The organism is Salinisphaera sp. S4-8 (genome assembly GCF_040361235.1).
GTDB lineage: Bacteria > Pseudomonadota > Gammaproteobacteria > Nevskiales > Salinisphaeraceae > Salinisphaera.
Map to the genome: position 1 here is coordinate 179384 of NZ_APNF01000005.1, position 25446 is coordinate 204829.

Genomic DNA, 25446 nt, shown 5'->3' on the forward strand with positions numbered 1-25446 from the left:
ATCGATCGAATCATCGGCTGATCAGAACGACAGCTGGACTGTGTCGTCATCGGCGATGAAGGGGCGCGCTCTCGCCATGGCCATCCAGTGGCGGGTTTCCAGCCGGTAGTCGTGGCGATGCGCGGCACGCTCGAGCGTAAAACCGCCCGCCTCGCGCCAGACCACCACGCCGTATTCACAGGGTATTTCTGCGGCCGTGGCAATGCCTTCGGCGATGACGAAATACACCTCGGCAGCCAGTTCGCGATAGCGCGCGATCTTGGCCGAACGCAGTTCGCCGAGCAGATCGCTGCGGTGAACCTTGATTTCATGCACCTGCGGCGCGAGATGATCGGGGCGCAGGCTACGGGTGAGCGAAAATACGTCCGGCTTGCAGGGTGCCCAGCGCGTGCTGTCGGTATCCGTCTCGGCGGTATGGACCGACAATTCCGTGAATACGAGCCGCCCGAGCCCGGCCAGATGGCGGGCGACGCCGTCGACGACCTGTGCATGGTGGCTGCGTGCCCTGCGGTTGCGCACGACCGTATCGCCCAGTGCCGCACGCCCGGCATCGGTGACCAGAAAACAGCTCGCCTGCGTGCTGTAGGCGGCTTCTTCGATCAGCCCCCAGCGCAGCAGATCGAGATCGATATTGTCGTGGCAGGCCCAGCCGTGACTGCGCCAGTAGTGACGCAGGCGCGTGGCATGGCGCCGCGCCAGCACGCCCGGGCGATCGTGCGGTTCGGGATTGTGTCTGGCAGGCGCGCTCATCGGGCGATAAAACGGGATTGTGCGAATGTTCAACAAAAAGCCCGGCCGAAAGCCGGGCATGAAAACGCCGATTATAGACAGCGACTACTGATCGGTCGCGCCTTCGGACGTATCGCTATCGGTCGCACCGTCTTGCGTATCCGCTTGCATGGCCTTGTCGTGCGACATAGCGTCGTTTTCCTTGAGCTCTTCCTTTTGCGCCTTGGTAGCCGGCATGCCACCCGCCTGCGGCACCTGCTCGCCGGTACGCGTTCCCGCGGCGTCCTTTGGCAGGCTGCGTACGCTATCGGCCTGATGTTCGGTGGCCGGCATGGTTGTGTCGTCGGCCGTGCCCTGCTCGGCAGCGAACGCCGGCAGCACCAGGGCAGCGCTCATCAGAGCCAGGCCTACGCTGGCACGGGCCAGCCCATGAATCGAGTTCGACATCTCTCCTCCTTGATTTTTTAATGCCCTAGCAAATGTCGCGCAATCAATCGACGGCTTCAAGCGTTTTATACCCGCACGAAAAAGCCCGGCCGTGGCCGGGCTTGAATCGTATCGCTGGCGCATGGCCAGGGCATCTCTACACAACCTAGTGACTACTGACTTGCCAGCGTCACGCGCGGGTGGTGGACATGGTTGAGATCAAGCACTTCGATCTGGCTGCGACTGGCCGGCACACTTTGCTGCGAGGCCGTAGCGCTTGCCTGGGACTCGTTATCGGCTTCGCCGTGACGCAAAATCGCATTTTGCGAGGCCGACATCGGCGTGATGTTGTCCTGAGGCGGGCGTGGCTGCTCGGCGGCTGCCGCGGGCACGGCGAAACCGGCCAGCGTGAGCAAACCGGCAACGAAGGCGTTACGACGTTGGTTACGACGGTTCTTGGACATGGGTCTTCCTCAAGGATGAATGACAAAACGAAATCTGTTGAGAAAGACGATTGACGCACTTGCCCCGTTTTCAATCGCTGCAGTGCAACATTTTTCCGATCGCACCCGATTGTCGATATTTCGGCGCTTTCCAAGCGCTTTTCACGGCATTTTTGGGCATTTCAATCGCAGCGGCCTATAGGCCCATCGCCACTGTCTATGAGGGTTGTGCCGGGATTGTGCGTACTTGCTGGGGCATGCCCTGCATGCTTTGTCTGAACACCAGCCAGGCCATGCTGCCAGCCAAGGCGTTACCCAGCGCCGCACCCAGCCCGACATAGGGCATTTGCCCGCCGAGCCACACCCCCAGCGCAATACAGGGCAGATAGCACACGAACAGGCGGGCGAACGAAATCATCATCGCGCGCAGCGGCCAGCCGAGCGCGTTGGATGCGGAAACCACCAGCATGCACAGCCCCAGCAGGGCATAACTGGGCAGCATGAGGCGAATCAGCCAGGTCAGCGCATCGCGCACCACCGCGTCGCTGGACAAGGCGCCGGCGACCCAGGGCGCGGCCAGGGCCATGACGCTGCCCAGCACCAGTTGCCAGACGATCACCGTCTGGAAAGCGATCGACATCAACGCCCGAATACGCGGCCAGTTGCCAGCGCCGTAGCAATGCCCCAGCCAGGGCGGCAGCGACATGGTCAGGCCCAGCACCAGCATCAGCGATACGGTTTCCAGCCGACTGGCCAGCCCCCAGGCGGCCACCGCCTGCTCACCCAGTGAGGCGATCAGCGCGGTCGCCGCCATCGCCGATAGCGCCGGCATGAGCTGGCTGAGCATGGCCGGGCCCGCGATGACCGAAAACGGGCCAATGGAGCGGCGTGTCTCACCCGCCAGATCGGTGGCGCTGAGCCAGTTCTGTCGTGACAAACGCCAGCCCAGCAACAACAGCCCGATCGCAAACGCAGCGGCCGTAGCCCAGGCCGCGCCCGGCAGGCCCAGCCCGCCCCAGCCACCGATACCGAAGATCAGCAATGGATCGAACACCAGGTTCAGCCCGCTGGTGGTCACCATCAACAGCCCCGGCAGGCGGGTATTGTTATGCGCGCGAAACAGCGTATAGCCGAAATACAGCAGCGCGGAGAACCAGTTGGCCAGTAGCTGCACCGGCCAGTAATGACCGATGTGTTCGAGCGCTTCGCCTTCAGCGCCGAGCTGCCGGAAAATCGGTACATGAAACAGCCAGAGCGCGATCGCCAGAATACCGATGACCGTCGCCCCGCCCAGCACCACCAGGCTGCCCAGACGGCGGGCGCGCTCGTGCTCGCCGGCCCCGATCGCCCGTGAAATGAGCGCAGCGATAGCGATGCCCAGACCGACCTGAACACCAATCATCAAAAACGTGATCGGAAACGTAAACGACTGCGCCGCCAGCGCCACCGTGCCCAGACGCGCGACGAAAGCCGAGTCGACCAGCTGAAAGCCCAGCAGCGACATCACGCCGATCGCCATCGGCCAGGTCTGGGCGAACAGCTGGCGGCGCAGCGCGCCACTGCTGGCGCGAGTAGAAGAAAGATCGCTCACCAAAGAATCCGCGGGTGCGAGAATGCCGCGCAATTCTACGCCATGCCACAATGTCGCGATGCGGGCGCGTCCGGGCGAACGTACAATACCCAGGTGCACTACCACTGCATCACGAGGTTCTATGCGCGCTATCCGTTTTCATGTTCTGGGTTTGCTCATCGTCACCGTGCTCACCGGCTGCGCGGGCACACCGACCTTCGTGCAACTGGCCGATACGAAGTGGCAGCTTGCCCAACTCGACGGGCAACCCGTTGATACCCAGGACATGGCGCGTACGCCCTATCTGTTGATGCACGCCAACCAGCGGCTCGAGGGTTTTACCGGCTGCAATCGGGTCAATGGCCGCTACAGCGGCAGCGACGACACCCTGCGCTTCGATTCGCTGGCCAGCACCCGACGCTACTGCGACCAGCGCATGGATATGGAAAACGCCTTCACGCACGCCCTCGAACGCACCCAGCACGCCGAAATCCACGGCGATACCCTGGTGCTGATCGATGCCCAGGGCCATACCCTGGCCACGCTGACCCGCGACGGCACACGATAGCGCAGGCTGCCAGGGCAAGGGCTGCCTAACGGATCTGTTGTTAGGCACGCAGTGCCGCATACGGCGTGAACAGCAGCCCACGCGCGTTTCGAGCGCGTGGCCTTCAGCCTTGTGGACGCTTGTTCGCATTCATTGGCAGACCGGGCTGCCTGCTCGATTGCATGACGAATCAGCGTGGGTCTTTGGGTCGTCGACCCGGCGCGGCGTCGCCTGTTCCACACACTGCGCCATCTGCGGTTTGTGTCTTCAAAACAAGGAAAACGGTCCGCGACCCCATACCAATAGCCGCGAATACAAGGCAGTGCTTGGTTATATAAACCGTTGAGTAGGCGGCTTAAAAAGCAGGCTACCCCGCCTTCGAGCAATCTGTCTTTCGCCCTGTTCGCGTGTCTTCGCGTTTATTTACGGACAACCTGCTCGCTGTACAGCCACCCTCGGCATCGCCGGGTGGGCGCATCCACGTGGGCATTGGGCGACATACCGATTTCTTGTGCCACGGCGAAATGCCTGTGTGTAGGCGGGATTGCCGATCCGGGCATTCGGCAGGGGTAGTCATCACGGCATTAACTGTATATAAATACAGTTATGAACACACAACACACCTCGACCGACCCACGCGCCCAGCGCCTGGCCGAACATGAAGCCTACTGGCAGCGTTTTGGCGTTCACCGCGCCACACGCCAGGCCGAACTGCCAGCGCTGTCGACCGGCTGGCCGGCACTCGATGCGCAACTGCCTGGCAGCGGTTACCCGATCGGCGCGGTCACCGAACTGCTATGTCAGAACGCCGGGCTGGGTGAACTGAGTCTGCTGTTACAGGCCCTGGCCCGCCGCATGGCCGAACAACCCAAACGTCAGCTCGCCTTCATCGCCCCGCCGGCCACGCTGCATGCCCCCGCACTGGCCCAGGCCGGTATCGACTGTGCACGCCTGCCCCTCGTGCGCTGTCGCGATGAGAGCGAAAAAGTCTGGTGTGTGGAACAGATGGCCCATGCCCATGCTTTTACCGGCTTCGTCGTCTGGGGCGATCGTTTCGATACCACGGCCCTGCGCCGTCTGCAGCTGGCCGCCGAAAAAGCAGTCTGCCCGGTTTTTGTCTATCGCCCGATCCGGGCAGCGGCCGAACGCTCGCCGGCGGCCCTGCGTCTGGCAATTACTGCCGGGCGCGACGGCCAGCGTATCGAGATACTCAAATGCCGTGGCCCGGCGGGCGCGCGTCTGACCGGCCTGCAACCCGATAGCGAAACCGTATGGCGATTCGCCGACACGCACGCCGATCTGGCAGCGCTGCGTGCCGCGGCCGACAACGATATTCCCGACCCCGAGCATGGACGCCATGTGGCTCGCGCTTCGTTTCCCCCACTGGGCGCTCGATAGCCGCGCCGAGGCCACCGATGGCCAGCCGGGCACAAGCCCGACGCTGGTGGTGGCTGAACAGCGCGGCAAACGCCATGTCGTGGCCGCCGGCACGGCAGCGCTCGAACAGGGCATTCAGCGCGGCATGCTGCTGGCCGATGCACGTATGCGCCTGCCCGATGCGCGTGTGCTGACACGCCATATCGCCGGCGAAGTCGCCGCGCTCGAACGCCTGGGCGGCTGGGCCTGGCATTACAGCAGTCAGGTGCATATTGCCCGGGCCAGCGAGCGGATCGAATGCGCGCGGGTGGTATTCGAAATTGGCGCCAGCCTGCGTCTGTTCGGCGGGCGCCGATGCCTGCTCGAACGCGTGCGTGCCGATCTCGATCGCATGGGCTATCGCTATACCCTGGGCGTGGGCGACAGCCCGCATGCCGCCCTGGCCTTCGCGCGGGCGCCATCACAGGAACATCGCAAACAAGGTCTGGCCGGGCTGCCGCTGGCCTGTCTGGATCTTGATGGCCAGACCACGCTATCGCTCAAGGCCAGCGGGCTGCGCCAGGCCGGCGAACTGCTGGCCCTGCCGCCATCCACACTGGTGCGTCGCTATGGCAAGCCCACGCTGGAAGCGCTGGAATGTCTACGCGGGCGCCGCCCGCATGGTCTGGATTTCTATACCCTGCCGCAGCGTTACGGTACGCGCCACGAACTCACCGGCGCGGTCGAAACCACCCAGGGGCTGGTCTTCGTGCTGCGGCGTGTATTCGCCGAACTGGCTGCCTTTCTGCAGGGCGCGGATGCCACGATCCAGACCCTGCAACTCAAGCTCATTCACGACGATCTGCCGCCCACGCGCCTGCTGCTACGTCTGGCCGCCCCCGCGCGTGACGCCGCCCATCTCGAGCGCGTGGCCAACGAACGCCTGGCTCGGGTCACGTTGGCCGCGCCGGTGCTCGAAATCGCGGTCGCCAGCGACCGGCTGCGGCGTTTCGAATACGACCAGAACAGCCTCTGGCGCGATACCGACGCCGCCGGCATCGAACAATGGCCGGCTGTGCTCGATCGGTTGCGGGCGCGGCTGGGTCACGACGCGGTCGGCTGGCTGCATGCGCTAGACGATCATCGCCCCGAACAGGCCAGCGCGCGCCACGACCGACCGGCGCCGGCCCATACGCCGACCACGGCCCCACGCCCGATGTGGCTGCTCGACGCGCCCGAACGCGCCCCGGCCGATCTAACCCTGATCGCCGGCCCGGAACGTATCGAAACCGGCTGGTGGCAGCACAGTATCCGGCGCGATTATTTTCGCGCCCGCGATGGCCAGGGGCGCCTGCTCTGGGTTTATCGCGATCTCGCCCATGCCCAGCACGGCGATGCCCCCGTTTATTACCTGCACGGGCTGTTCGGATGAGCGCGCTCGGCTATGCCGAGCTGTGTTGCGTGAGTGCGTTTTCGTTCCAGCGCGGCGCCTCCACGCCCGAGGAACTGGTCGTCCATGCCGCCGAACTCGGTTACCAGGCGATTGCGCTCACCGATGAATGCAGCCTGGCCGGCGCGGTACGCGCCCTGCAAAGCGCCGAAGCCTGTGGCATCGATCTGATTCTGGGCAGCCGTTTCACCCTCGACGAGGGCGTGACCGTGATCCTGCTGGTACGCAATCGCAACGGTTATACACGCCTGTGTCGCCTGATCACCGATGCCCGCCAGCGCGTGGCCAAGGGCCATTACCGTATCGGTCTGGCCGATCTGCAGGCGGCTACGCTCTCCGACTGCCGGATACTCGTATTGCCCGATTACGACTGTTCGCCCACACCTGCGCTGCATGCGCTGCTGGGCTGGCTGGCTACCACCTACCCGCGCAAAACGCATATTGCCCTGGCCCTGCACCGGCGCGCCGGCGATCGCTCCCACTACCGGCGTCTCGATGAATTGCGGGCTCACTACGGACTGGCGCTGGTCGCGGTCGGCGATGTGCATATGCACCGGCGTGCCCGGCGGGCGCTACAGGATGTATTTACCGCCCTGCGCCTGGGCACAACCGTACACAACGCCGGCCAGGCCCTGTTCGCCAACGGCGAACGCTATCTGCGCCCGCGCTCGACGCTGGCCGCGCTCTATCCCGAACACACGCTGGCTGCGACATTGCGTATCGCCGCCGATTGCCGTTTTTCCCTGCGCGAGATCCGCTACGACTATCCATCCGAAGTGGTGCCCCAGGGCCGGACCGCACTCGATCATCTGCGCGCGCTCGTGGATAAAGGCTGTCGCAGACGCTGGCCCGAAGGCCCGAATACCGCCATACGCAAACAGATCGCGCACGAACTCGCGCTGATCGAGCAAAAGAACTATCCGCATTATTTTCTGACCGTGCACGACATCGTCGAAGAGGCCAACCGACGCGGCATTCTCTGCCAGGGGCGCGGTTCAGCCGCCAATTCGGTGGTGTGTTTCTGTCTGGGCATCACCGAAGTGGACCCGCTGCGCCACGACATGCTCTTCGAGCGCTTCATCTCGCACGAACGCAACGAACCACCGGATATCGATGTCGACTTCGAGCACGAACGCCGCGAAGAGATCATCCAGTACATCTATCGCAAATACGGCCGCCAGCGGGCCGCGCTTGCGGCCACCGTCATCCATTACCGGCCGCGCAGCGCCATGCGCGATGTCGGCCGCGCCATGGGTCTGAGCGTCGACCAAATCGATACCCTCGCCGGCGCGCTGTCACGGCGCAGCGACGACGGCAGCCTGGCCGCCCAGCTCGACGAACGCGGTATGGATATCGACAACCACGATCTGGAACGCATCCTGATACTGGTGGATACGCTCATCGGCTTTCCGCGTCATCTATCTCAGCATGTTGGCGGTTTCGTGCTCTCCGACGTACCGCTGGAACAACTGGTACCGGTCGAAAAAGCGGCCATGCCCGATCGCACCATCATCCAGTGGGACAAGGACGATCTGGAAGCGGTCGGACTGATGAAAATCGACGTGCTCGCGCTCGGTATGCTCAGTTGTCTGCGCCGTTGCTTCGCCTTCATCGAACGCCATTACGGCCGCCGGTTGACCATGGCCACCATCCCCGGCAAGGACAAGCCCACCTACGACATGATCTCGGCGGCCGACACCATCGGCGTATTCCAGATCGAATCCCGTGCGCAGATGACCATGCTGCCGCGGCTGCGTCCGCAACGGTTTTTCGATCTCGTGGTCGAGGTCGCGATCGTACGCCCGGGCCCCATCCAGGGCGGCATGGTTCATCCCTATCTGCTCAATCGCGAGAAAAAACCCGACGAGATTCACTACCCCAGCGAAGCCTTGCGCAGCGTGCTCGAACGCACCCACGGCGTACCGATCTTCCAGGAACAGGTGATGAAGATCGCCATGGTCGCGGCCGATTTCAGTGCCGGCGAAGCCGACGGCCTGCGGCGCTCGATGGCTGCCTGGAAGAGAAAAGGCGGGCTCGAACCCTGGCGCGAACGCTTGAAAAGCGGCATGCGCGCCAACGGCTATGCCGAGGAATTCGCCGATCGCATCTTCGAACAGATCAAAGGCTTCGGCAGCTATGGTTTTCCCGAATCCCATGCCGTGAGTTTTGCCCTGCTGGTCTACGTATCGTCGTATATCAAATGCCACTATCCCGCGGCCTTTGCGGCCGCGTTGATCAACAGCCAGCCCATGGGCTTCTATGCCCCGGCCCAGATCGTGGCCGACCTCAAACGCCACGGTGTGGACGTACGTGCGGTCGATGTCTGTCACTCGAACTGGGATTGCACGCTCGAAAACGAGCCCACGGGCCGTATTGCACTACGGCTCGGCCTACGCCTGGTCAAGGGTTTGTCCCCCGAGGCCGGCGCACGAATCGTGGCCGCACGTCAGGCACGCGCGTTCAGCCAGGTTCCGGATCTGGTGGAGCGCGCCAACCTGGATCGTCGCGCGCGCGACGCCCTGGCCCGTGCCGATGCGCTACGCGCGCTGGCCGGCCATCGTCATCAGGCGCAATGGCAAATCGCAGGCACCCGTGCCCATGGCGATCTGTTTGCCGGCATCGAACCCAGCGAACCCGACGTCGTACTGCCCGAACCCCAAGAAGGCCACGAAATCGTGGCCGACTATGCCAGTACGGCCCTGACCCTGCGTCGTCATCCACTGGCGTTGTTGCGTGCCGCGCTGACCCGTCAGGGCGTGCTGACGGCCCGCGATTTCAACGACCTGGCCGACAGCCGACCCGCCCATGTCGCCGGTCTGGTCACCATTCGCCAGCGTCCCGGCAGCGCCAAGGGCACGACTTTCGTCACCCTCGAAGACGAAACCGGCTGCGTGAACGTGGTCGTACATCGCGATCTGCTGGCCCGCTATCGCGTGGCCGTCACCAGTGCCCGGTTGCTACGCGTCAACGGCATCATGCAGCGCCAGGGCCCGGTGACCCATTGCGTGGCCCGGCATATCGTCGACGACAGCGCCCGGCTCGGAAAACTCACCACGCGATCCCGCGATTTCCATTGAAACCATTGCCTTATTGAATGTATTTGGCAATTTTTATAGCTTAAAACGCAAGCATTGTCTTTATGGATCACGGTCATTCATGGAATGGGAAAACGCTTCTACATGAAGCGACACATCATGATCGGATCCTAAGCGACTGTAATATCTATTTATCCTAAGCCGAACAACCGGATTACCATCATTGGTTCTGGCAGCGGGTCGCGAGCGCATATCAAGTCGAATCAGTCCTCAAATGAACGCCAATAAACGCGAATTTGGAAAGATGAACCGCTACATACGGCGATAAGTATCGCCTTGAGAAGCGCGCCGAAACAGTCAAGTCAATGCCCTCTTAACCAACTTATCTGCGTTAATTCGCGTTCATTCGCGGACAAGTATGCTCTTCCCGAGCGATCGCCCATACTATAAAAACAAAAAAGGCCCGGTAGAACCGGGCCTTACAACACTTTATTAAGGTTCGTTCGCGCGCTGGAATCAGGCCTCGGCCGTTTCCCGCGACGAGATATCGAGTTCGATCGCATCGTCGTTGACGCGAACCACGACCTGGCCGCCGTTGGCCAACCGGCCGAACAGCAGCTCTTCGGCCAACGGCTTCTTGATGTGATCCTGGATGACGCGGGCCATTGGCCGTGCGCCCATTTTCACATCGTAGCCGCGCTCGGCCAGCCAGCTCCGTGCCTCGGCTTCGACCGTCAGGCCGACGCCGCGTGCTTCGAGCTGGGCCTCGAGCTGGAGGATGAACTTGTCGACCACCCGCTCGATGACTTCGCCCTGTAACGGCTGGAACTGGATGATCGAGTCCAGCCGGTTGCGAAACTCGGGTGTAAAGCCACGGCGGATCGCTTCCATGCCGTCCGAGCTGCTGTCGCTCGGATTGAACCCGATGCCGCGGCTGGCCATGGCCTCGGCGCCCGCGTTGGTCGTCATTACCAGAATCACGTTGCGGAAATCCGCCTCGCGTCCGTTGTTGTCGGTAAGCTTGCCGTGATCCATCACCTGCAGCAACAGGTTGAAGATATCCGGATGGGCTTTCTCGATTTCGTCGAGCAGCACCACTGAATGCGGCTGCTTGTTGACCGCCTCGGTGAGCAGACCGCCCTGGTCATAGCCGACATAGCCCGGCGGCGCGCCGATCAGACGCGACACGGTATGGCGTTCCATGTATTCGGACATGTCGAAGCGCACCAGCTCCACGCCCAGATGCAGGGCCAGCTGACGGGTGACCTCGGTCTTGCCCACGCCGGTCGGGCCGGCAAACAGGAACGAACCGATCGGCTTGTCGCGGTTATCCAGCCCCGAGCGCGACATCTTGATCGCACTGGCAAGCGAGGTGACCGCTTCGTCCTGGCCGAAGATCACGAGCTTGAGATCGCGTTCGAGCGTCTTGAGCACATCGCGATCATCGCGCGACACGGTCTTGGACGGAATCCGGGCGATCCGCGAGACCATATCCTCGATATCGCGCACCTGGACGGTCTTGCGCTTCTTGCCCGAGGGCCGCAGGCGTAGCCGGGCACCGGCTTCGTCGATTACGTCGATGGCCTTGTCCGGCAGATGCCGATCATTGATATGGCGTGCCGACAGTTCGGCCGCAGCTTCCAGCGCCGGCTGGGTATAGCGCACCTGATGGTGTTCCTCGAAGCGATTCTTGAGTCCACGCAGAATCTGCACGGTATCGGCCACGCTCGGCTCGGGCACGTCGATCTTCTGGAAGCGGCGCGCAAGCGCACGATCCTTTTCGAACACGCCGCGGAATTCCTGGTAGGTGGTCGCGCCCATGCAGCGCAACTCGCCGGATGCCAGTTTCGGCTTGAGCAGATTCGAGGCGTCCATCACGCCGCCCGAGGCCGCGCCCGCCCCGATGATGGTGTGAATCTCGTCGATGAACAGTACCGCGCCATCCTGTTTTTCCAGTTCGGCGAGCACGCCCTTGAGGCGCTTTTCGAAATCGCCGCGGTATTTGGTGCCGGCGATCAATGCGCCCAGATCGAGCGCATAGATCACGCTCTTGCCCAGTACGTCGGGCACTTCGCCATCGACGATCATGCGCGCCAGGCCTTCCGCAATCGCGGTCTTGCCCACGCCGGCTTCGCCGACCAGCAACGGATTGTTCTTGCGCCGCCGGCACAGCGTCTGGACCACGCGTTCGATTTCGTGATCGCGACCGATCAGCGGGTCGACATCGCCTTCGGCCGCCTTGCGATTGAGATTGGTCGCATACTGTTCGAGCGGGGATTTGCCGGCTTCGCCGCCTTCTTCGGCGGCCTTTTCCGTGCTCGGGCCGGCCTGCTCGCCTTCGCTACCGGATTTCGACACGCCATGGGAGACGTAATTGACCACGTCCAGCCGGGTCACATCCTGCTCATTGAGCAAATAGACGGCATGGGATTCCTGTTCGGAGAAGATCGCGATCAGCACATTGACCGCGGTCACCTCTTTCTTGCCCGACGACTGCACGTGATAGACCGCACGCTGAAGCACGCGCTGAAAACCCAGCGTGGGCTGGACTTCGTGATCTTCGCCGGCGGGCACGACCGGCACGTGGGTATCGATATAGCTTTTCAGTTCGCGTTCCAGGCGCGAAATATCCGCGCTGACCGCTTCCAGCACCTCGGCCACCGCCGGGTTGTCCAGCAGCGACATCAGCAGATGTTCGACGGTCAGCATTTCGTGGTGCTGGCGTCGCGCCACCATGAAGGCAGCGTCCAGAGCGGTTTGAAGTTCCTGGCTCAGCATTTTGCGTCCCCGAACCTTGGTTCGATTGAGGCCTGATCGTGTCCTGTGAGTGGTTCGAAAATCAGGCTTTTTCCATAGTACACAACAGCGGGTGCTGGTGGGCGCGTGCGTGATCGTTGACCATCGCCACCTTGGTCTCGGCTATCTGAGCCGTAAACGTACCAGCCACCGCCTTGCCCCGCGTATGAACGGTCAGCATGATCTGTACCGATTGCTCGCGGTTGAGACTGAAAAACGTCATCAAGACTTCAACGACGAATTCCATCGGCGTGAAATCGTCGTTGTGCATGACCACCTTGTACAGCGGCGGCTGCTTGGTTTTGGGCCGACTGGTTTCGACAACGGCCTCGCCTTCGTCTTCCACCGTCGGCTTGGGTTTGTCGGACTGACTCATTGGGCCCCTACCTCGGCTTGCCGGCGCGTCCCTCTAGAGACTTGATCGGCATCGGATCCATTTTCTATACGCAGGATATAAGGATACGGGGGCAGCAAATCAATCGATCACACGCAATCGATTCGCACACGGACCATGCCGGCGCGGCCTGCGCGCCAGCGACGGTCGATAAATTCAGGACTTATTCGCCGAGGTTGTGGGCGAGCAGCGTGCGGATACGCTCCGGAACCTGCTGTTCGACTTCCACGCGTGCGACATTAATCGCGCTGGCAAAGGCCACCGCATCGGCATCGCCGTGCGACTTGATGACCGTCCCCTGCAGGCCGATGAAGGTGGCGCCGTTGTACTGGCGCGGATCGACGCGGCGCCGAAACGCCTTGAGCACCGGCATGGCAAAGAATGCCGCGCTGCGGGTGAGTGCATTGCGCGAGAATTCCTCGCGCAGGAACTGGGCGATGAGCTTGCCCAGCCCTTCGCTGGTCTTGAGGGCGACATTACCCACGAAGCCGTCGCAGACCACCACGTCGACATCGCCGATATAGATATCGTCGCCTTCGACGAAGCCGATATAGTTGAGCTCGCTGTCGCCGAGTAGCTTGCCGGCCTGCTGAATCTGGGTATTACCCTTGATTTCCTCGGCACCGATATTGAGCAGCCCCACGCGCGGTTCTTCCACGCCGTGCACCGCCTCGGCAAGCACCGCGCCCATTACCGCGAACTGAAAAAGCTGTTCGGGCGTGGATTCGGCGTTCGCGCCCAGATCGAGCATCAATGTATGCCCGCGCCGCGAAGGAATCGGCGACACGATCGCCGGCCGGTCGATGCCAGCCAGTGTCTTGAGCACGAAACGGGCGGTCGCCATCAACGCGCCGGTATTGCCGGCAGATACGCAGGCCTGCGCGTCGCCGGCCTGGACCAGATTGATGGCCACGCGCATGGAGGAGTCTTTTTTCTGGCGCAGAGAGCGCGCAGGCGACTCCGACATGCCCACCACTTCGCCGGCATGACGCACGGCCAGACGACTGCCGAAGTCGGCATTCTTCTGACGCGCAATCTGGCGATTGAGCATCTCGGTATCCCCGACCAGAACGATTTCCAGATCGGGGTGGGCATGCAAGCTCGCCACGGCAGCGTCCACGGCCACAGGGGCGCCGTGGTCGCCGCTCATGGCGTCGACTGCGATACGCGTCATCAGTCGAAATCCGGGGCGATCAAGCCCCGGACATCATTCGATCTTTAAATGTCGTCGCCGGTATTGACGACCCGGCGACCACGATAGAAACCATCGCGCGTGACGTGATGACGCAGATGCGTCTCGCCCGTCGTCTGGTCGATCGACAGCGTCGGCGGGTTCATGCTGGCGTGCGTGTTGCGACGTTTATCGCGCTTCGAACGGGATTTGCGGTTCTTTTGGACGGCCATGGCGTTCTATGTCTTCCAGCGTTGTCGAAAATCGTCAATCGTCGCGTTTGAGCTGACTCAGCACCGCGAACGGATTGTTGCGTCGTTCATCGTCTTGTTCGTCACTGCGCGGCATGTCGTGATCGACATACTGCGCCGTGCATTCCGGCCGGCTACAGCGGGCTACGCTCGGCAGCGCCAACAGCAGCTCGTCGGCCACCAGCGCATGCACATCCAGCATATCGCCATCGGCCAGCACCGGTTCGTATTCGCGCGGCACGTTTGCAGCAGCGCTATCGTCGCCGACCACCACGCCGGCCACGTCCACGTTCATCGGCTGATCGAAAGCATTCAGACAACGCTGGCATTCCAGCCGCAGCGTCGTGCTGATATCGCCCTCGACATGGACACGTCTTTGCGCATCCTCCCGAAACACGAGCTCGACCACCACCGGCTCGCTGCCGGCATCGATCGTCTCGGCCGCGACCCGATCCAGACGAACCAGATCGAGACAACCTTCGATACGCCCCTGCTGTGTGGCAAGTCGACGGTAATCGACGCGTGATACCAGCGCTCGGGGCGTGTTCATGGCGCGCGATAATAGGGGCGAAGGGCCGCCAAGTCAAAGCATTTCGGCGCCCGCACGCCCGTTGGCGCTCGTCAGAGTAAAGCGTGAAGCCGTGTCGATCGTTTATCCTTCGCGCTTCGCCGACCAAGGATATGTCATGGCCTCGCACCGCCCTGCACCGATCATCCTCGCCTCCAGCTCGCCCTGGCGCCGCCAGCTGCTCAGACAACTGGGTATTCGCTTCGAAGCCACGTCGCCGGATATCGACGAAACCCCGCGCGCTGGCGAGGCCCCGGCCGCGCTGGCCGAGCGCCTGGCCATCGCCAAGGCGCGCACCATTTTCGACGACTGGCCGGAGGCCATCGTGATCGGCTCCGATCAGGTCGCCGATGTCGAGGGTGACATTCTCGGCAAGCCGGGCACCCCGGAAAAAGCGCGCGCGCAACTGCGCCGACAATCCGGCAAGACCGTTTATTTCCATACCGGGCTGTGCGTATGCGCTCCCAACTTCGAGACGCCGCGCGCCCAGGTAGAAACGGTCACCACACGCTTTCGCGAACTCAGCGATGCCCAGATCGCGCGCTATGTAGCCGCCGAAGACGTGACCGCCACCGCCGGCAGTATCAAGTCCGAGGGCCTGGGCATCAGTCTGGTCGAGTCGATCGAAACGAAAGACCCGTCGACCCTGGTCGGCCTGCCGCTGATCGCGCTGTGCCGAATGCTCGAACAGGCCGGCGTCGAGATTCCCTAGGGAAGCTCTGCATAACGTCTCGCGGCTCGCGTTCGAGTCCTCAAATGCGTTGCGACAAGGCGTCCGAGCGCAGCGCCTGCCTCATTGGCAGGTCAAGCTCGGCAACGCCGTCGCGGCGCATTTGAGGCCGAACCCCTTGCGGGCCGGGGCTTTGCGCGCGCTTGATCGGCGTCAGTGTTCGCTACCGCGCAACGAGCACGCTACGCTCTCACTTCCTTGTCAATCGCGCGCAAAGCACGCCGGCGCGACCACGACAGGTTGTGCAGTGCTTCCCTACGCGCTACGCCGTTCGCACGCCAGCCACTCGGGTAGCGTCTCGACACTGTCCAGCACCTCGATCGCCCCGGCGCGGCGCAGGCGCTGGGCATCGTGCACGCCACAGCCGACACCGATCGCATCCACGCCCGCGGCGCGAGCCATGGCGACATCGTATTCGGTATCGCCGATCATCAGCGCATTTTCGGGCACGGTCGCCGACCACAGCAGAATTTCTTCGAGCATGTCCGGTGCCGGTTTGGGCGTGGATTCGTCCGCACAGCGGGTCCAGCGGAAATACCCTTCGGTACCGGTCGAACGCAGGGCCGAATCGAGCCCGCGCCGGCTCTTGCCCGTCGCCACCGCCATGGTGAAACCGCGGGCCTTGAGTGTATCCAGCGCCCCACGCACGGGCGGAAACAGCTCGGCGGCGCTGCGCTTCATGCCATAGCGCACGCGATAGGCGTGCAGGCGCGCGCGTACGCGTTGGGTGTCGAGTTCGGGAAACAGCCGGGCCAGCACATCGTCCAGACCCAGGCCAATGAGTTCACGCATGCGGTCCGGCGAGCGCTCCGGCAGGCCGATCTCCTGAATCGCGTTCTGCATCGCGGCCACGATCTCGCCGGCCGAGTCCATGAGCGTGCCGTCCCAATCGAATACCAGCAGTTCGTATCGCTTCATTACGCCTTATCCAGCCGATCCAGTATCTGTTGCAAGTCATTCGCCAGCGGCGCGTCGAGCTGCAGTGTGTCGTTGTCGTATGGCATGTCGATATGTTCGGCATGCAAGAACATGCGCTTTAACCCGCGCTCCTGCCACAGCCGCGCGCGCTGATTGGACCCATACTTGTCATCGGCGGCCACTGGATGCCCGCAATGCGCGGCGTGCACGCGAATCTGATGGGTGCGTCCGGTCTTGATGCGCACAGACATTAAAGTGGCATCCTCATAAAAGGCGATCGGTTCGAAACGCGACACGCTCACCTTGCCGCCACTCGGGTCCACCGTGACCATGCGTTCGCCGCCCCGCTCCACATCGCGCGACAGCGGCGCATCCACTTCCACCGCGCCGGCTTTCCAGTGGCCGTCGACCAGCGCCAGATAGCGTTTGGTCGCGCTGGCATCGTTGAGGCCGGCACGCAGCGCATCCAGGGCCACGCGCGAGCGGGCCACCAGCAGACAACCGCTGGTGGCGCGATCGAGCCGGTGTACGAGTTCTACATACTCGCCGGGGCGCGCCACGCGCAGTACCTCGATCAGACCGAAGCGCAGGCCGCTGCCGGCATGCACCGCCAGGCCCGCCGGCTTGTTGAACGCCAGCAGATCGTCGCGTTCGAGCATCAACGCCGCACGTGTTTTGGCGATGAGTGCGTCGGGCGGGCGCCCGGGGCCCGGCTTTTCTTTTTGACGCACGGGCGGCAGCCGGATCTCGTCGCCTTCGTTCAGGCGCGTCCCCGGTTTCGCTCGGCCGCGGTTGACCCGCACCTCGCCGCTGCGAATGATGCGATAGACCTTCGATTTCGGAACGTTGCGAAAGGTACGCAACAGAAAATTGTCGAGTCGCATGTCGGCGTCGTTATGATCGACACGGACATAGCGAACTTGAGCGGGTGCCGTAGTCAGATTACACTCCCAAGGTCGGGTTGATTGACCTGTCCGCCGACGCCTTTCCCGCGCGGGTACGCAATCACCGACTGACAGTCATTTGTCACACGCTGAAAATAAAGCAGGGCAAGCCTAGCATGCGCCCCGGCGACCAGCGTGTTTCCGCTAAGAGTCATTTATTTATCCATGTGCTCCTGTCTGATTGCTGCTGTGCACCACGTGATCGCTAACGCCATAACCGGCTGCGACAACACGGGTACGCCGGCGGCCGGCGCCTGTTTGCGCGCGCCGCTCACACTCTCGGGCAGTCGAGCGCCAGTCGAGATCCATTCGAATGAAACGCATTTTGATCAACGCCACGCAGCCCGAAGAGCTGCGCGTGGCGATCGTCGATGGCCAGAAACTCCATGATCTAGATATCGAAGTCGGCAGCCGCGAACAGCGCAAGGCCAACGTCTACAAGGGCCGCGTGACGCGTGTCGAGCCGAGCCTCGAAGCCGCCTTCATCGATTACGGCGGCAATCGGCACGGTTTTCTGCCGCTCAAGGAAGTGGCCAAGGACTACTTCAACAAGAACAACAACGGTGGTAACGGCAAGGACAGCATCAAGCATGCGCTGTCCGAAGGTCAGGAGATCATCGTCCAGGTGGAAAAAGAGGAGCGTGGCAACAAGGGTGCCGCCCTCACCACCTTCGTGAGCCTCGCCGGGCGCTATCTGGTGCTCATGCCCAACAACCCGCGTGCCGGCGGCGTGTCACGGCGTATCGAGGGCGAGGATCGCAACGAGCTGCGCGAAGCGCTCAACGAAGTTCAGGTCCCCAACGGCATGGGCGTGATCGTGCGCACCGCGGGCGTCGGCCGCTGCGCCGAAGAGCTGCAATGGGATCTGGATTATCTGGTCCAGGTCTGGAAAGCGATCAACGACGCGGCCGAAGCGCGCAAGGCGCCGTTTCTGGTCTACCAGGAATCCAACGTCATCATCCGCGCGCTGCGTGACTACCTGCGCGACGATATCGGCGAAGTGCTCATCGACCAGGCCGATATCTACGAAACCGGGCGCGAGTTCATGCAGCAGGTCATGCCGCATGCCCTCAACAAGCTCAAGCACTACACCGACGAAACGCCGCTGTTCTCGCGTTTCCAGGTCGAATCCCAGATCGAGAGCGCCTTCGAACGGGAGGTCACCCTGCCCTCCGGCGGCTCGATCGTCATCGACCACACGGAGGCGATGACCTCGGTGGATATCAACTCGGCGCGCGCCACCAAGGGCGGCGGCATCGAGGAAACCGCCTTCAACACCAATCTCGAAGCGGCTGATGAGGTCGCCCGCCAGCTGCGTATCCGCGATCTCGGCGGACTGGTGGTCATCGACTTCATCGACATGGAGAACAACAAGAACCAGCGCGAGGTGGAAAACCGCCTCAAGCAGGCGGCCAAGGCCGACCGCGCGCGGGTTCAGATCGGGCGTATCTCGCGCTTCGGCCTGCTCGAGATGTCGCGCCAGCGCCTCAAGCCGTCGCTGTCGGAATATTCCTCGCAGGCCTGCCCGCGCTGCCTGGGCCGCGGTTCGATTCGCAGCGTGGAGTCGCTGTCGCTGTCGATTCTGCGCCTGCTCGAGGAAGAAGCAATGAAGCCGGCCACGGGCCGCGTGATCGTACAGTTGCCGATCGCGGTCGCCAGCTTTCTGCTCAACGAAAAACGCGACGATATCGCCGGCGTGGAAAAACGCTCCGGCACCCAGGTCACCCTGGTGCCGAACCACACCCTGGAAACCCCGCACTACGAAATCAAGCGTGTGCGCGGCGACCAGCTTTCCGAAGACGCCAACGACGCCACCAGCTATCGTCTGGACACCCACGTCGAGATCGAAAAACCGGTCGAGCCGGATCACAGCGCCGCCGCGACCGCCCGCGAAGAACCGGCGGTCAAGCGGGTCGCCCGTCCCGACGCCCCGGTCATCGAACGCAAGGCGCCCGCCGCCGAGGCACCGGCTGCGCCGCCTACGGCCGTCATGACGCCCTGGCAACAACTCTGGGATGCACTGCGGCGTATCTTCGCCGGCGACGCCCGCCCCGCCACCACGACGACCGCGGCCAGCACCGACAGCAGCCAGTCACAGGCGCGCGATAGCAGCGCCGACAAGCGCGACGATAGCGGCGATCGCAACGAGGGCGCGCGCAAGACCAAGCCACGGCGCGGCAATCGCTCGAACGACAACCAGAGCAACAGCGACAACAATAGCGGCAACAACGCCAACAAGCGTTCGCGCCGCGGCGGACGCAATCGGCGTAACAACCGAGGCGATAACGACAATAGCGACAACGAAAACGCCCAGAACAACCAGAACAACCAGAACAAGTCGAACAACACGCGCAAGAACGAGGATAACGCCAACAAGCGCAGCGACGGCGGCAACAATAAGCCCAAGGATAAAAAGCCCGCGCAGAACAAGGCGAACGACGCCAAGGGCGACGACACCCCGAAGGACGAACAAAAGAAAGAAAAGTCCGCGCCGACGAAAAACGCAGACGACGCCAAGCAGTCGAAGCCCAAGGCGGCGGCCAATAACGAGCCGAAGCCGGAGGACGCCACCCAGCAGGCGGCGACCAACGATACGACGGCCGAAGCGGCCACCGAGAGCGCGGCCGAAAACACCAGCGACAACGCCGACAACACGAGCACCGACAGCAATAACGAAGGCGGCGGCCGTCGCCGTCGTCGGCGCGGCGGACGCGGGCGTCGTGGTGGGCGCAATCGCAACAAGAGCGCCAGCGATTCGCAGAACGGCGAGTCCCAGAACGCCGATGGCGAAGATGAGGCCAACCAGGCCGGTAGCGCACAGGGGCAATCGGATGGCGCCACGAGCACAGCTGATGACAGCCAGGCCGCGGCGCAGGCCAGACCGGGCGACAGCGACAACGCATCGGCGACGCCCACACCGGCCGACGACGCCTCGCTGAACGCGGACAAGCCAGCCGATAACGCGAAGGCCGAAGCGCAAAGTAACGAGGCGGAGACTCAGGGCCAAACGCAGACGAGCAGCCACGAGAACGCCCCGGCTGCCGAGCCGAGCGCGGAAAAACAGGCCGAGGCCTCCAAACCGTTACAGGCGCCCGCGCCCGAGGACGATCAGCCCTGGTCGGCGGTGACCGCCAGCGAGAACGCCAAGGCAGCGTCCGGGCACAAGCCGGCCCAGGCCGAATCCGAACTCGGTACGGTCGAAACCAGTGAGCAGGCGGCCAGCGCCCGTGCCGACGAAGGCGAAAGCGGTGATACCGCCAAGCCGAAGCCCGAGCCCAAACCCGCAAGCGCGCCCGCGGTCGACGAGACCCCGACCGAAACCGAGCAGGAAGAACCCGCGAAACCGGCCGAACCGGCAGACGACGCCGCGGCCAGCACCGGCGCTGAAGACGCGGCCGAAGCGACGGACAATCCGGCGCGCCCGACAGCCGCTGCCGAAAAATCCGATACCGGATCGGCCGAGGGCGACGAGCCGGCGCCCAAACCCAAGCGCAAGCGCCCGGCCAAGAAAAAGGCCACGCCGGCCAAGGCCGCCACAGCGGGCGACGAGTCCAGCACGCTGCAACAGGTCGAAACCCAAGCCGGTGAGCCGACCCAGCAGGCCGATATCGACGACAGCGCCAAGGCGGATGCCGAAGCTCCACCCGAAACCGAAGCGGCGGAGAGCAGCGACGACACAGCACCGGCAGCGGCGGATGTGCCCCAGGCACAACCGCGGGCCAGCCTCGATGAGGTTGTCGGCAAAGCCGACACGCCAGCCGATAGCGAGGAAAGCCGGCTCGAGCAGGTGGAAACGCAGGTCGATGCCGATGCGCAGGCGGACGACGCGGAATCTAAGCAAAAGCCGGCCAATACCGGCGGCCAGTAGCCTGAGGCGCACCGCTGTGTAAAGGCTCGGCCCACGATGGGCCGGGCCTTTCTTATGTCTGCTTTATGTCTGCGTCAGATTACCGGTGACGCCGGGCGTATCGCTCGCACGACATCAGGACGATAGCCGGCAAGCCCGCCAAACCGCCGCCGCCAGCGTTTAATCGATACCGGCCCAGCGTTTGCGGATATCGGCCAACAGCCCGGCCGAGGCATCCTCGATCATGTCGAGGACGAGCTCGAAACCACGGTCGCCGCCGAAATACGGGTCCGGCACGCTCTGATTGCGATAGTCGTTGCTGAAACGCATGAACAGGTCGACTTCAGCCCGCGCTTGCGGCGTAGCCCGATACAGGGTCTGTAACGACGCCAGATTGTCGGCATCCATCGCCAGCACGTAATCGAAATCCGCTAGATCCTGCGCCGTGACCTGCTGGGCACGCAGATCGTCGATATCGACACGACGCGCCCGCGCCGCGCGGGCCGCGCGTGCATCCGGCGGCTTGCCGATATGCCAGTCGCCCGTGCCCGAGGACGCAATTTCGATCCGGTCGGCCAGACCCGCCTGCGCGACCTTCTGGCGGAAAACGCCATGCGCGGTCGGCGAGCGGCAGATATTGCCCAGGCAGACAAACATGACACGGGTGGGCGATCGATTCATGATGCGGACTCCGAGGCCGGCCGGGAGGCCATCAGCGCTTCCACCAGGGCGATATCCTCGACGGTATCCACGCCCGGGCCAGGCACTTCGACCGCCTCGACCAGCGCGATTGGCATATTCAGTTCATAAGCCCGCAGTTGCTCGAGCGATTCGATACGCTCCAGCGCGCCGGGTGCCGCTGCCGAAAAGCGTTTGAGCGCACCTGCGCGATAGGCATAGATACCCAGATGACGGCGTGCCGACCGGGCAAAATCGGTATTGCCGCTATCGCGATGAAACGGAATCGGCGCGCGGCTGAAATACACGGCACGCCCGGCGGCCGAGGCGACCACCTTGACCACATTGGGGTTATGAAACGTCTCGGCATCGCCAATCGGCGTATAAGCGGTGGCGATCGCGGCGTCGGTGTCGTTTGCCAGCGCCGCGGCGACCTGATCGATCAACGCCGGCGGCATCAACGGTTCGTCGGCCTGAACATTGACCACGATCGCCTCATCGGGCCAGCTATTTTGCGCCGCTACTTCGGCGATACGATCGGTACCGCAGCTGTGATCGGCACGGGTCATGCACGCGCTCACGCCGGCCACCCGCGCGGCCTCGGCCACCGCCTCGCTATCGGTGGCCACGATCACTTCGGCCGCGCCGCTGGCCCGGGCGGCACGGCAGACATGGGCGAGCATCGGCTCGCCGGCAATCGTACGCAGCACCTTGTTGGGCAGACGTGTGCTCGCCAGCCGGGCCGGAATGATGACAACGAAATCCATACGTTCTTCTATCCTCGATGCATGTGCACGCGCTCGGTCAAGCGATCGAGCAGCGCCTCGATACGCGCCTCGCATGCCTGACTGAACGATACGCGAACCGGCACCTGCCAGCAGCGGCCGGCGTTATCGAATGCGCCACACTTGACCGCGTCCTTGCAGGTCATGAGCACCGGGTAATCGTCCGCGAAGTCGAGATCGGCCGGCTCATAACGATGATGATCCGGCATGGGGTGTTCGATCACCTCGAGGCCCTGTCCGCGCAGCATGTCGAAAAAACGGCGCGGATCGCCGATACCGGCAATTGCATGCACCGGCGCGCCTTTAAAGGCCGTGAGTTCGCGCGTCGCGCCGGCCCCGGCGACCGGATAGGCCGCGCCCGGCGCGAGCCAGAAGTCTGCGCCCTGCCCGTGCACCAGCGATAGATCCACCGTATCCAGGCGTGCCGGCGCTTCGCGCAGCGGCCCGGCCGGCAACAGCCGCGCATTGCCCAGCCCGCGGCGCGCATCGGTGACCGCGATCTCGGCGTCTCGGGCCAGTGCATAGTGCTGCAGACCGTCGTCGGCGATCACGATATCCGCGCCCTGCGCGACCAGCCGGCGCGCGCCGCGCGGCCGGCGCGGATCCACCACTACGAGCGCACCGGATTGGCGTGCGATCATCGCTGGCTCGTCGCCGGCAAGCGCGGCCGGCGTATCGGCGTCGACATCGAGCGGATAGCGATCCGATTTGCCGCCATAGCCACGCGATACCACGCCGACGCGTAGACCGCGTGCGCGCAGCTTGTCGATCAGGGCGAGCGTGAGCGGCGTCTTGCCGCTGCCGCCCACAGTAATATTGCCGACCACCAGCACGGGGACATCGACGCGTTCGCTGGCGAGCCAGCCGCGCCGATAACCGCCACGGCGTAGCGCCACCACGCCCCCGAATACCCAGGCCAGCGGTTTGAGCAGCGACCAGGCCCCGTTCGGGTCGTACCAGCTGCGTTCGAGCGCTTCACGCATCAATCAGTCCGACAATACGGCATGGGCTGTACCGACACAGCGTCCATGCCTATGCGTTCAGTCCGGGCGCGCGAACTGGATATCGTGCAGACCGCGATAATGACCACCGATCTGCATCAGCTCGCTGTGCGTGCCTTTTTCCACCAGTTCGCCGTCGTGCATGACCACGATCAGATCGGCATCCTGAATGGTCGACAACCGATGAGCGATCACCAGCGTGGTGCGATTCTGCATGAGCACATCCAGACCTTTCTGGATCGCTTTTTCGGATTCGGTATCGAGTGCCGAGGTCGCCTCGTCCAGAATCAGAATCGGCGAATCCTTGAGCAGCGCGCGGGCAATGGCGATACGCTGACGCTGGCCACCCGACAGCATGATGCCGTTCTGGCCTACCAGGGTGTCATAGCCCTTGGGCAGCGACTGGATGAATTCATCCGCATATGCCCGTTTGGCGGCATCGATTACCGTCTCGCGATCGGCATTGCCCAGCACCCCGTACGCGATATTGCCGGCGACGGTATCGTTGAACAGAATCACGTTCTGGTCGACCAGGCTGATCTGGCGGCGCAGATCGGTGAGCCGATACTCGGCCAGGTCATGACCGTCGAGCAGTATGCTGCCGCGATCATAATCGTAGAACCGCGGCAACAATGACAGCAGCGTGGATTTACCGCTGCCCGAGCGGCCCACAAACGCGACCGTCTGGCCCGGTTTCACTTCGAAGCCGATATCGCGCAGGACATCGGTTTCGGTTCGGGGGTAACGAAACCACAGATCGCGCACTTCGATATGGCCTTCGGCGCGATCGATGGCCAGGGTGCCGTGGTCGTTCTCGGTCGGCTCGTCGATCAACTCGAAAATCGCGCCGGCCGCGGCCATGCCCGCCTGAATGGTCGCGTTCACGCTGGTCAGGCGCTTGATCGGGCCCATCATGGCCATCATGGCGCCGAAGAAGGCGGCCAGATCGCCCGGTGACATTACCCCGCCGCCGGTATCGCGTACCGCAACCGACACCACGAAGGCCACGGCGAATGCGGCGATCAGCTGAATCACGGGCACACTCGCCGCACTGGTGGTGGCCTTGCGCATCGACATGCGACGGTTGCGCTCGTTGATCTTGTCGAAACTGCGGCGCTCGCGTTCTTCACCGCCGAAGACCTTGACCACCCGCTGACCGGTGAGAACTTCCTCGCTGACGTGGGTGATATCGCTCATCGACTGCTGAATGCTCATGCTGTAACGCCGAAAGCGCTTCGAGACATGGCTGACGATGACCGCGATAATCGGCCCGACCACCAGCGTAATCAGCGCCAGCGACCAGTTGATCCAGAACATCAGAAAGGTAAAACCCACGACCCGCAGCGAGTCCTGGATCATGATCGTGATCGCGCTGGTGGCAGCGCCCGAGATCTGGCCGGTGTAATAGGTCAGCTTGGCCGTGGTCTTGCCGGTCGAATTGGCATCGAAAAAGCTGGACGGCAGACGCAGGAACTGGGAAAAGATATCGCTGCGCACGTTGTAGATCACGCGATTGGCGACCCACGACATGCCGTAGCTCGAACAAAACCCAAAAGCGCCACGAAACAGGAACAGCACCAGCATGAACGCCGGGATCCAGCGGATCATCCACGGGTCGCGGTCGACGATGCTGCCGTCGAGCAACGGCTTGAGGATATAGATGAGAGCCGTATCGGCCGCCGCGTAACCCGCCATGCCGATCGCGGCGATACCCAGCCATTTCTTGTGGCGCCAGGTATAACGCAGCAGGCGAGGATAGATCTCGCCGATCGGCATGTTCGTTTCGAATTTCTCTCGCGCCAAAATG

At 63.2% G+C, this 25446-nt stretch carries 21 protein-coding genes; 6 read left to right on the forward strand and 15 right to left on the reverse strand.

The annotated features are described in order from the left end of the window. Window positions 1–21 precede the first annotated feature (21 nt). The 4 genes from S4A8_RS09405 to S4A8_RS09420 all read right to left on the reverse strand — a co-directional run bounded on the left by S4A8_RS09405 (window position 22) and on the right by S4A8_RS09420 (window position 3189). Complete coding sequence (locus S4A8_RS09405) at window positions 22–750, reverse strand: hypothetical protein (RefSeq protein WP_353219936.1); 729 nt, start codon at window positions 748–750, stop codon at window positions 22–24. Between the two features lie 84 nt (window positions 751–834). Further along, a complete protein-coding gene (locus S4A8_RS09410) occupies window positions 835–1176 on the reverse strand; it encodes a hypothetical protein (RefSeq protein WP_353219937.1) in 342 nt (113 codons plus the stop codon). 152 nt (window positions 1177–1328) lie between these two features. Next, complete coding sequence (locus S4A8_RS09415; protein WP_353219938.1) at window positions 1329–1619, reverse strand: hypothetical protein; 291 nt, start codon at window positions 1617–1619, stop codon at window positions 1329–1331. Window positions 1620–1815: 196 nt separating this feature from the next. Further along, window positions 1816–3189, reverse strand: coding sequence for an MATE family efflux transporter (locus S4A8_RS09420; RefSeq protein ID WP_353219939.1), 1374 nt, complete (start codon window positions 3187–3189; stop codon window positions 1816–1818). Between the two features lie 121 nt (window positions 3190–3310). Here S4A8_RS09420 and S4A8_RS09425 point away from each other — a divergent pair, with 121 nt between their 5' ends. From S4A8_RS09425 to S4A8_RS09440, 4 genes are all read left to right on the forward strand, one after another. After that, window positions 3311–3736 (forward strand): META domain-containing protein, encoded by a 426-nt coding sequence (locus tag S4A8_RS09425; protein ID WP_353219940.1) that lies wholly within the window; start codon window positions 3311–3313, stop codon window positions 3734–3736. 585 nt (window positions 3737–4321) lie between these two features. Beyond that, window positions 4322–5113: a translesion DNA synthesis-associated protein ImuA gene (gene imuA / locus S4A8_RS09430; RefSeq protein ID WP_353219941.1), complete on the forward strand. Its 792-nt coding sequence runs from the start codon at window positions 4322–4324 to the stop codon at window positions 5111–5113. Beyond that, entirely contained in the window at window positions 5073–6503 is a 1431-nt protein-coding gene (locus S4A8_RS09435; RefSeq protein ID WP_353219942.1) for a Y-family DNA polymerase, read from the forward strand. The genes imuA and S4A8_RS09435 overlap by 41 nt, the downstream gene beginning before the upstream one ends. Then, window positions 6500–9598, forward strand: a complete 3099-nt coding sequence (locus tag S4A8_RS09440) for an error-prone DNA polymerase (RefSeq protein WP_353219943.1) — start codon at window positions 6500–6502, stop codon at window positions 9596–9598. Before S4A8_RS09435 ends, S4A8_RS09440 begins: the two co-directional genes overlap by 4 nt. Before the next feature lie 474 nt (window positions 9599–10072). On the opposite strand, the gene clpA is transcribed toward S4A8_RS09440, so the two are convergent. The 5 genes from clpA to S4A8_RS09465 all read right to left on the reverse strand — a co-directional run bounded on the left by clpA (window position 10073) and on the right by S4A8_RS09465 (window position 14718). Further along, on the reverse strand, window positions 10073–12334 hold the full coding sequence (gene clpA, locus S4A8_RS09445; protein ID WP_353219944.1) for an ATP-dependent Clp protease ATP-binding subunit ClpA: 2262 nt from the start codon (window positions 12332–12334) through the stop codon (window positions 10073–10075). A gap of 61 nt (window positions 12335–12395) precedes the next feature. Next, window positions 12396–12728: an ATP-dependent Clp protease adapter ClpS gene (clpS, locus tag S4A8_RS09450; protein ID WP_353219945.1), complete on the reverse strand. Its 333-nt coding sequence runs from the start codon at window positions 12726–12728 to the stop codon at window positions 12396–12398. Between the two features lie 181 nt (window positions 12729–12909). Then, window positions 12910–13920, reverse strand: coding sequence for a phosphate acyltransferase PlsX (gene plsX, locus S4A8_RS09455; protein ID WP_353180037.1), 1011 nt, complete (start codon window positions 13918–13920; stop codon window positions 12910–12912). A gap of 44 nt (window positions 13921–13964) precedes the next feature. Further along, window positions 13965–14150, reverse strand: coding sequence for a 50S ribosomal protein L32 (gene rpmF / locus S4A8_RS09460; RefSeq protein ID WP_353180036.1), 186 nt, complete (start codon window positions 14148–14150; stop codon window positions 13965–13967). Between the two features lie 34 nt (window positions 14151–14184). Beyond that, the gene (locus S4A8_RS09465; RefSeq protein WP_353219946.1) at window positions 14185–14718 is read right to left on the reverse strand and encodes a YceD family protein; all 534 of its coding nucleotides are present in this window, start codon (window positions 14716–14718) and stop codon (window positions 14185–14187) included. Between the two features lie 136 nt (window positions 14719–14854). On the opposite strand from S4A8_RS09465, the gene S4A8_RS09470 reads away from it, so the two are divergent. Continuing rightward, a complete protein-coding gene (locus S4A8_RS09470; RefSeq protein WP_353180034.1) occupies window positions 14855–15448 on the forward strand; it encodes a Maf family protein in 594 nt (197 codons plus the stop codon). A gap of 273 nt (window positions 15449–15721) precedes the next feature. Here S4A8_RS09470 and S4A8_RS09475 read toward each other — a convergent pair whose 3' ends face one another. Together S4A8_RS09475 and S4A8_RS09480 are read right to left on the reverse strand one after the other, a co-directional pair. Next, window positions 15722–16384, reverse strand: coding sequence for an HAD-IA family hydrolase (locus S4A8_RS09475; RefSeq protein WP_353219947.1), 663 nt, complete (start codon window positions 16382–16384; stop codon window positions 15722–15724). Next, window positions 16384–17268, reverse strand: coding sequence for an RluA family pseudouridine synthase (locus S4A8_RS09480; protein ID WP_353219948.1), 885 nt, complete (start codon window positions 17266–17268; stop codon window positions 16384–16386). Before S4A8_RS09480 ends, S4A8_RS09475 begins: the two co-directional genes overlap by 1 nt. A gap of 373 nt (window positions 17269–17641) precedes the next feature. On the opposite strand from S4A8_RS09480, the gene S4A8_RS09485 reads away from it, so the two are divergent. Next, the gene (locus S4A8_RS09485) at window positions 17642–21196 is read left to right on the forward strand and encodes an Rne/Rng family ribonuclease (protein WP_353219949.1); all 3555 of its coding nucleotides are present in this window, start codon (window positions 17642–17644) and stop codon (window positions 21194–21196) included. Between the two features lie 159 nt (window positions 21197–21355). Here S4A8_RS09485 and S4A8_RS09490 read toward each other — a convergent pair whose 3' ends face one another. From S4A8_RS09490 to msbA, 4 genes are read right to left on the reverse strand one after another with little or no spacing between them, the layout of a single operon-like run. After that, on the reverse strand, window positions 21356–21856 hold the full coding sequence (locus S4A8_RS09490; protein ID WP_353219950.1) for a low molecular weight protein-tyrosine-phosphatase: 501 nt from the start codon (window positions 21854–21856) through the stop codon (window positions 21356–21358). Then, a complete protein-coding gene (kdsB, locus tag S4A8_RS09495; RefSeq protein WP_353219951.1) occupies window positions 21853–22620 on the reverse strand; it encodes a 3-deoxy-manno-octulosonate cytidylyltransferase in 768 nt (255 codons plus the stop codon). Before kdsB ends, S4A8_RS09490 begins: the two co-directional genes overlap by 4 nt. A gap of 8 nt (window positions 22621–22628) precedes the next feature. Continuing rightward, entirely contained in the window at window positions 22629–23621 is a 993-nt protein-coding gene (gene lpxK, locus S4A8_RS09500; RefSeq protein WP_353219952.1) for a tetraacyldisaccharide 4'-kinase, read from the reverse strand. A 57-nt stretch (window positions 23622–23678) separates the two neighbouring features. Then, window positions 23679–25442: a lipid A export permease/ATP-binding protein MsbA gene (msbA, locus tag S4A8_RS09505; protein ID WP_353219953.1), complete on the reverse strand. Its 1764-nt coding sequence runs from the start codon at window positions 25440–25442 to the stop codon at window positions 23679–23681. Window positions 25443–25446 lie beyond the last annotated feature (4 nt).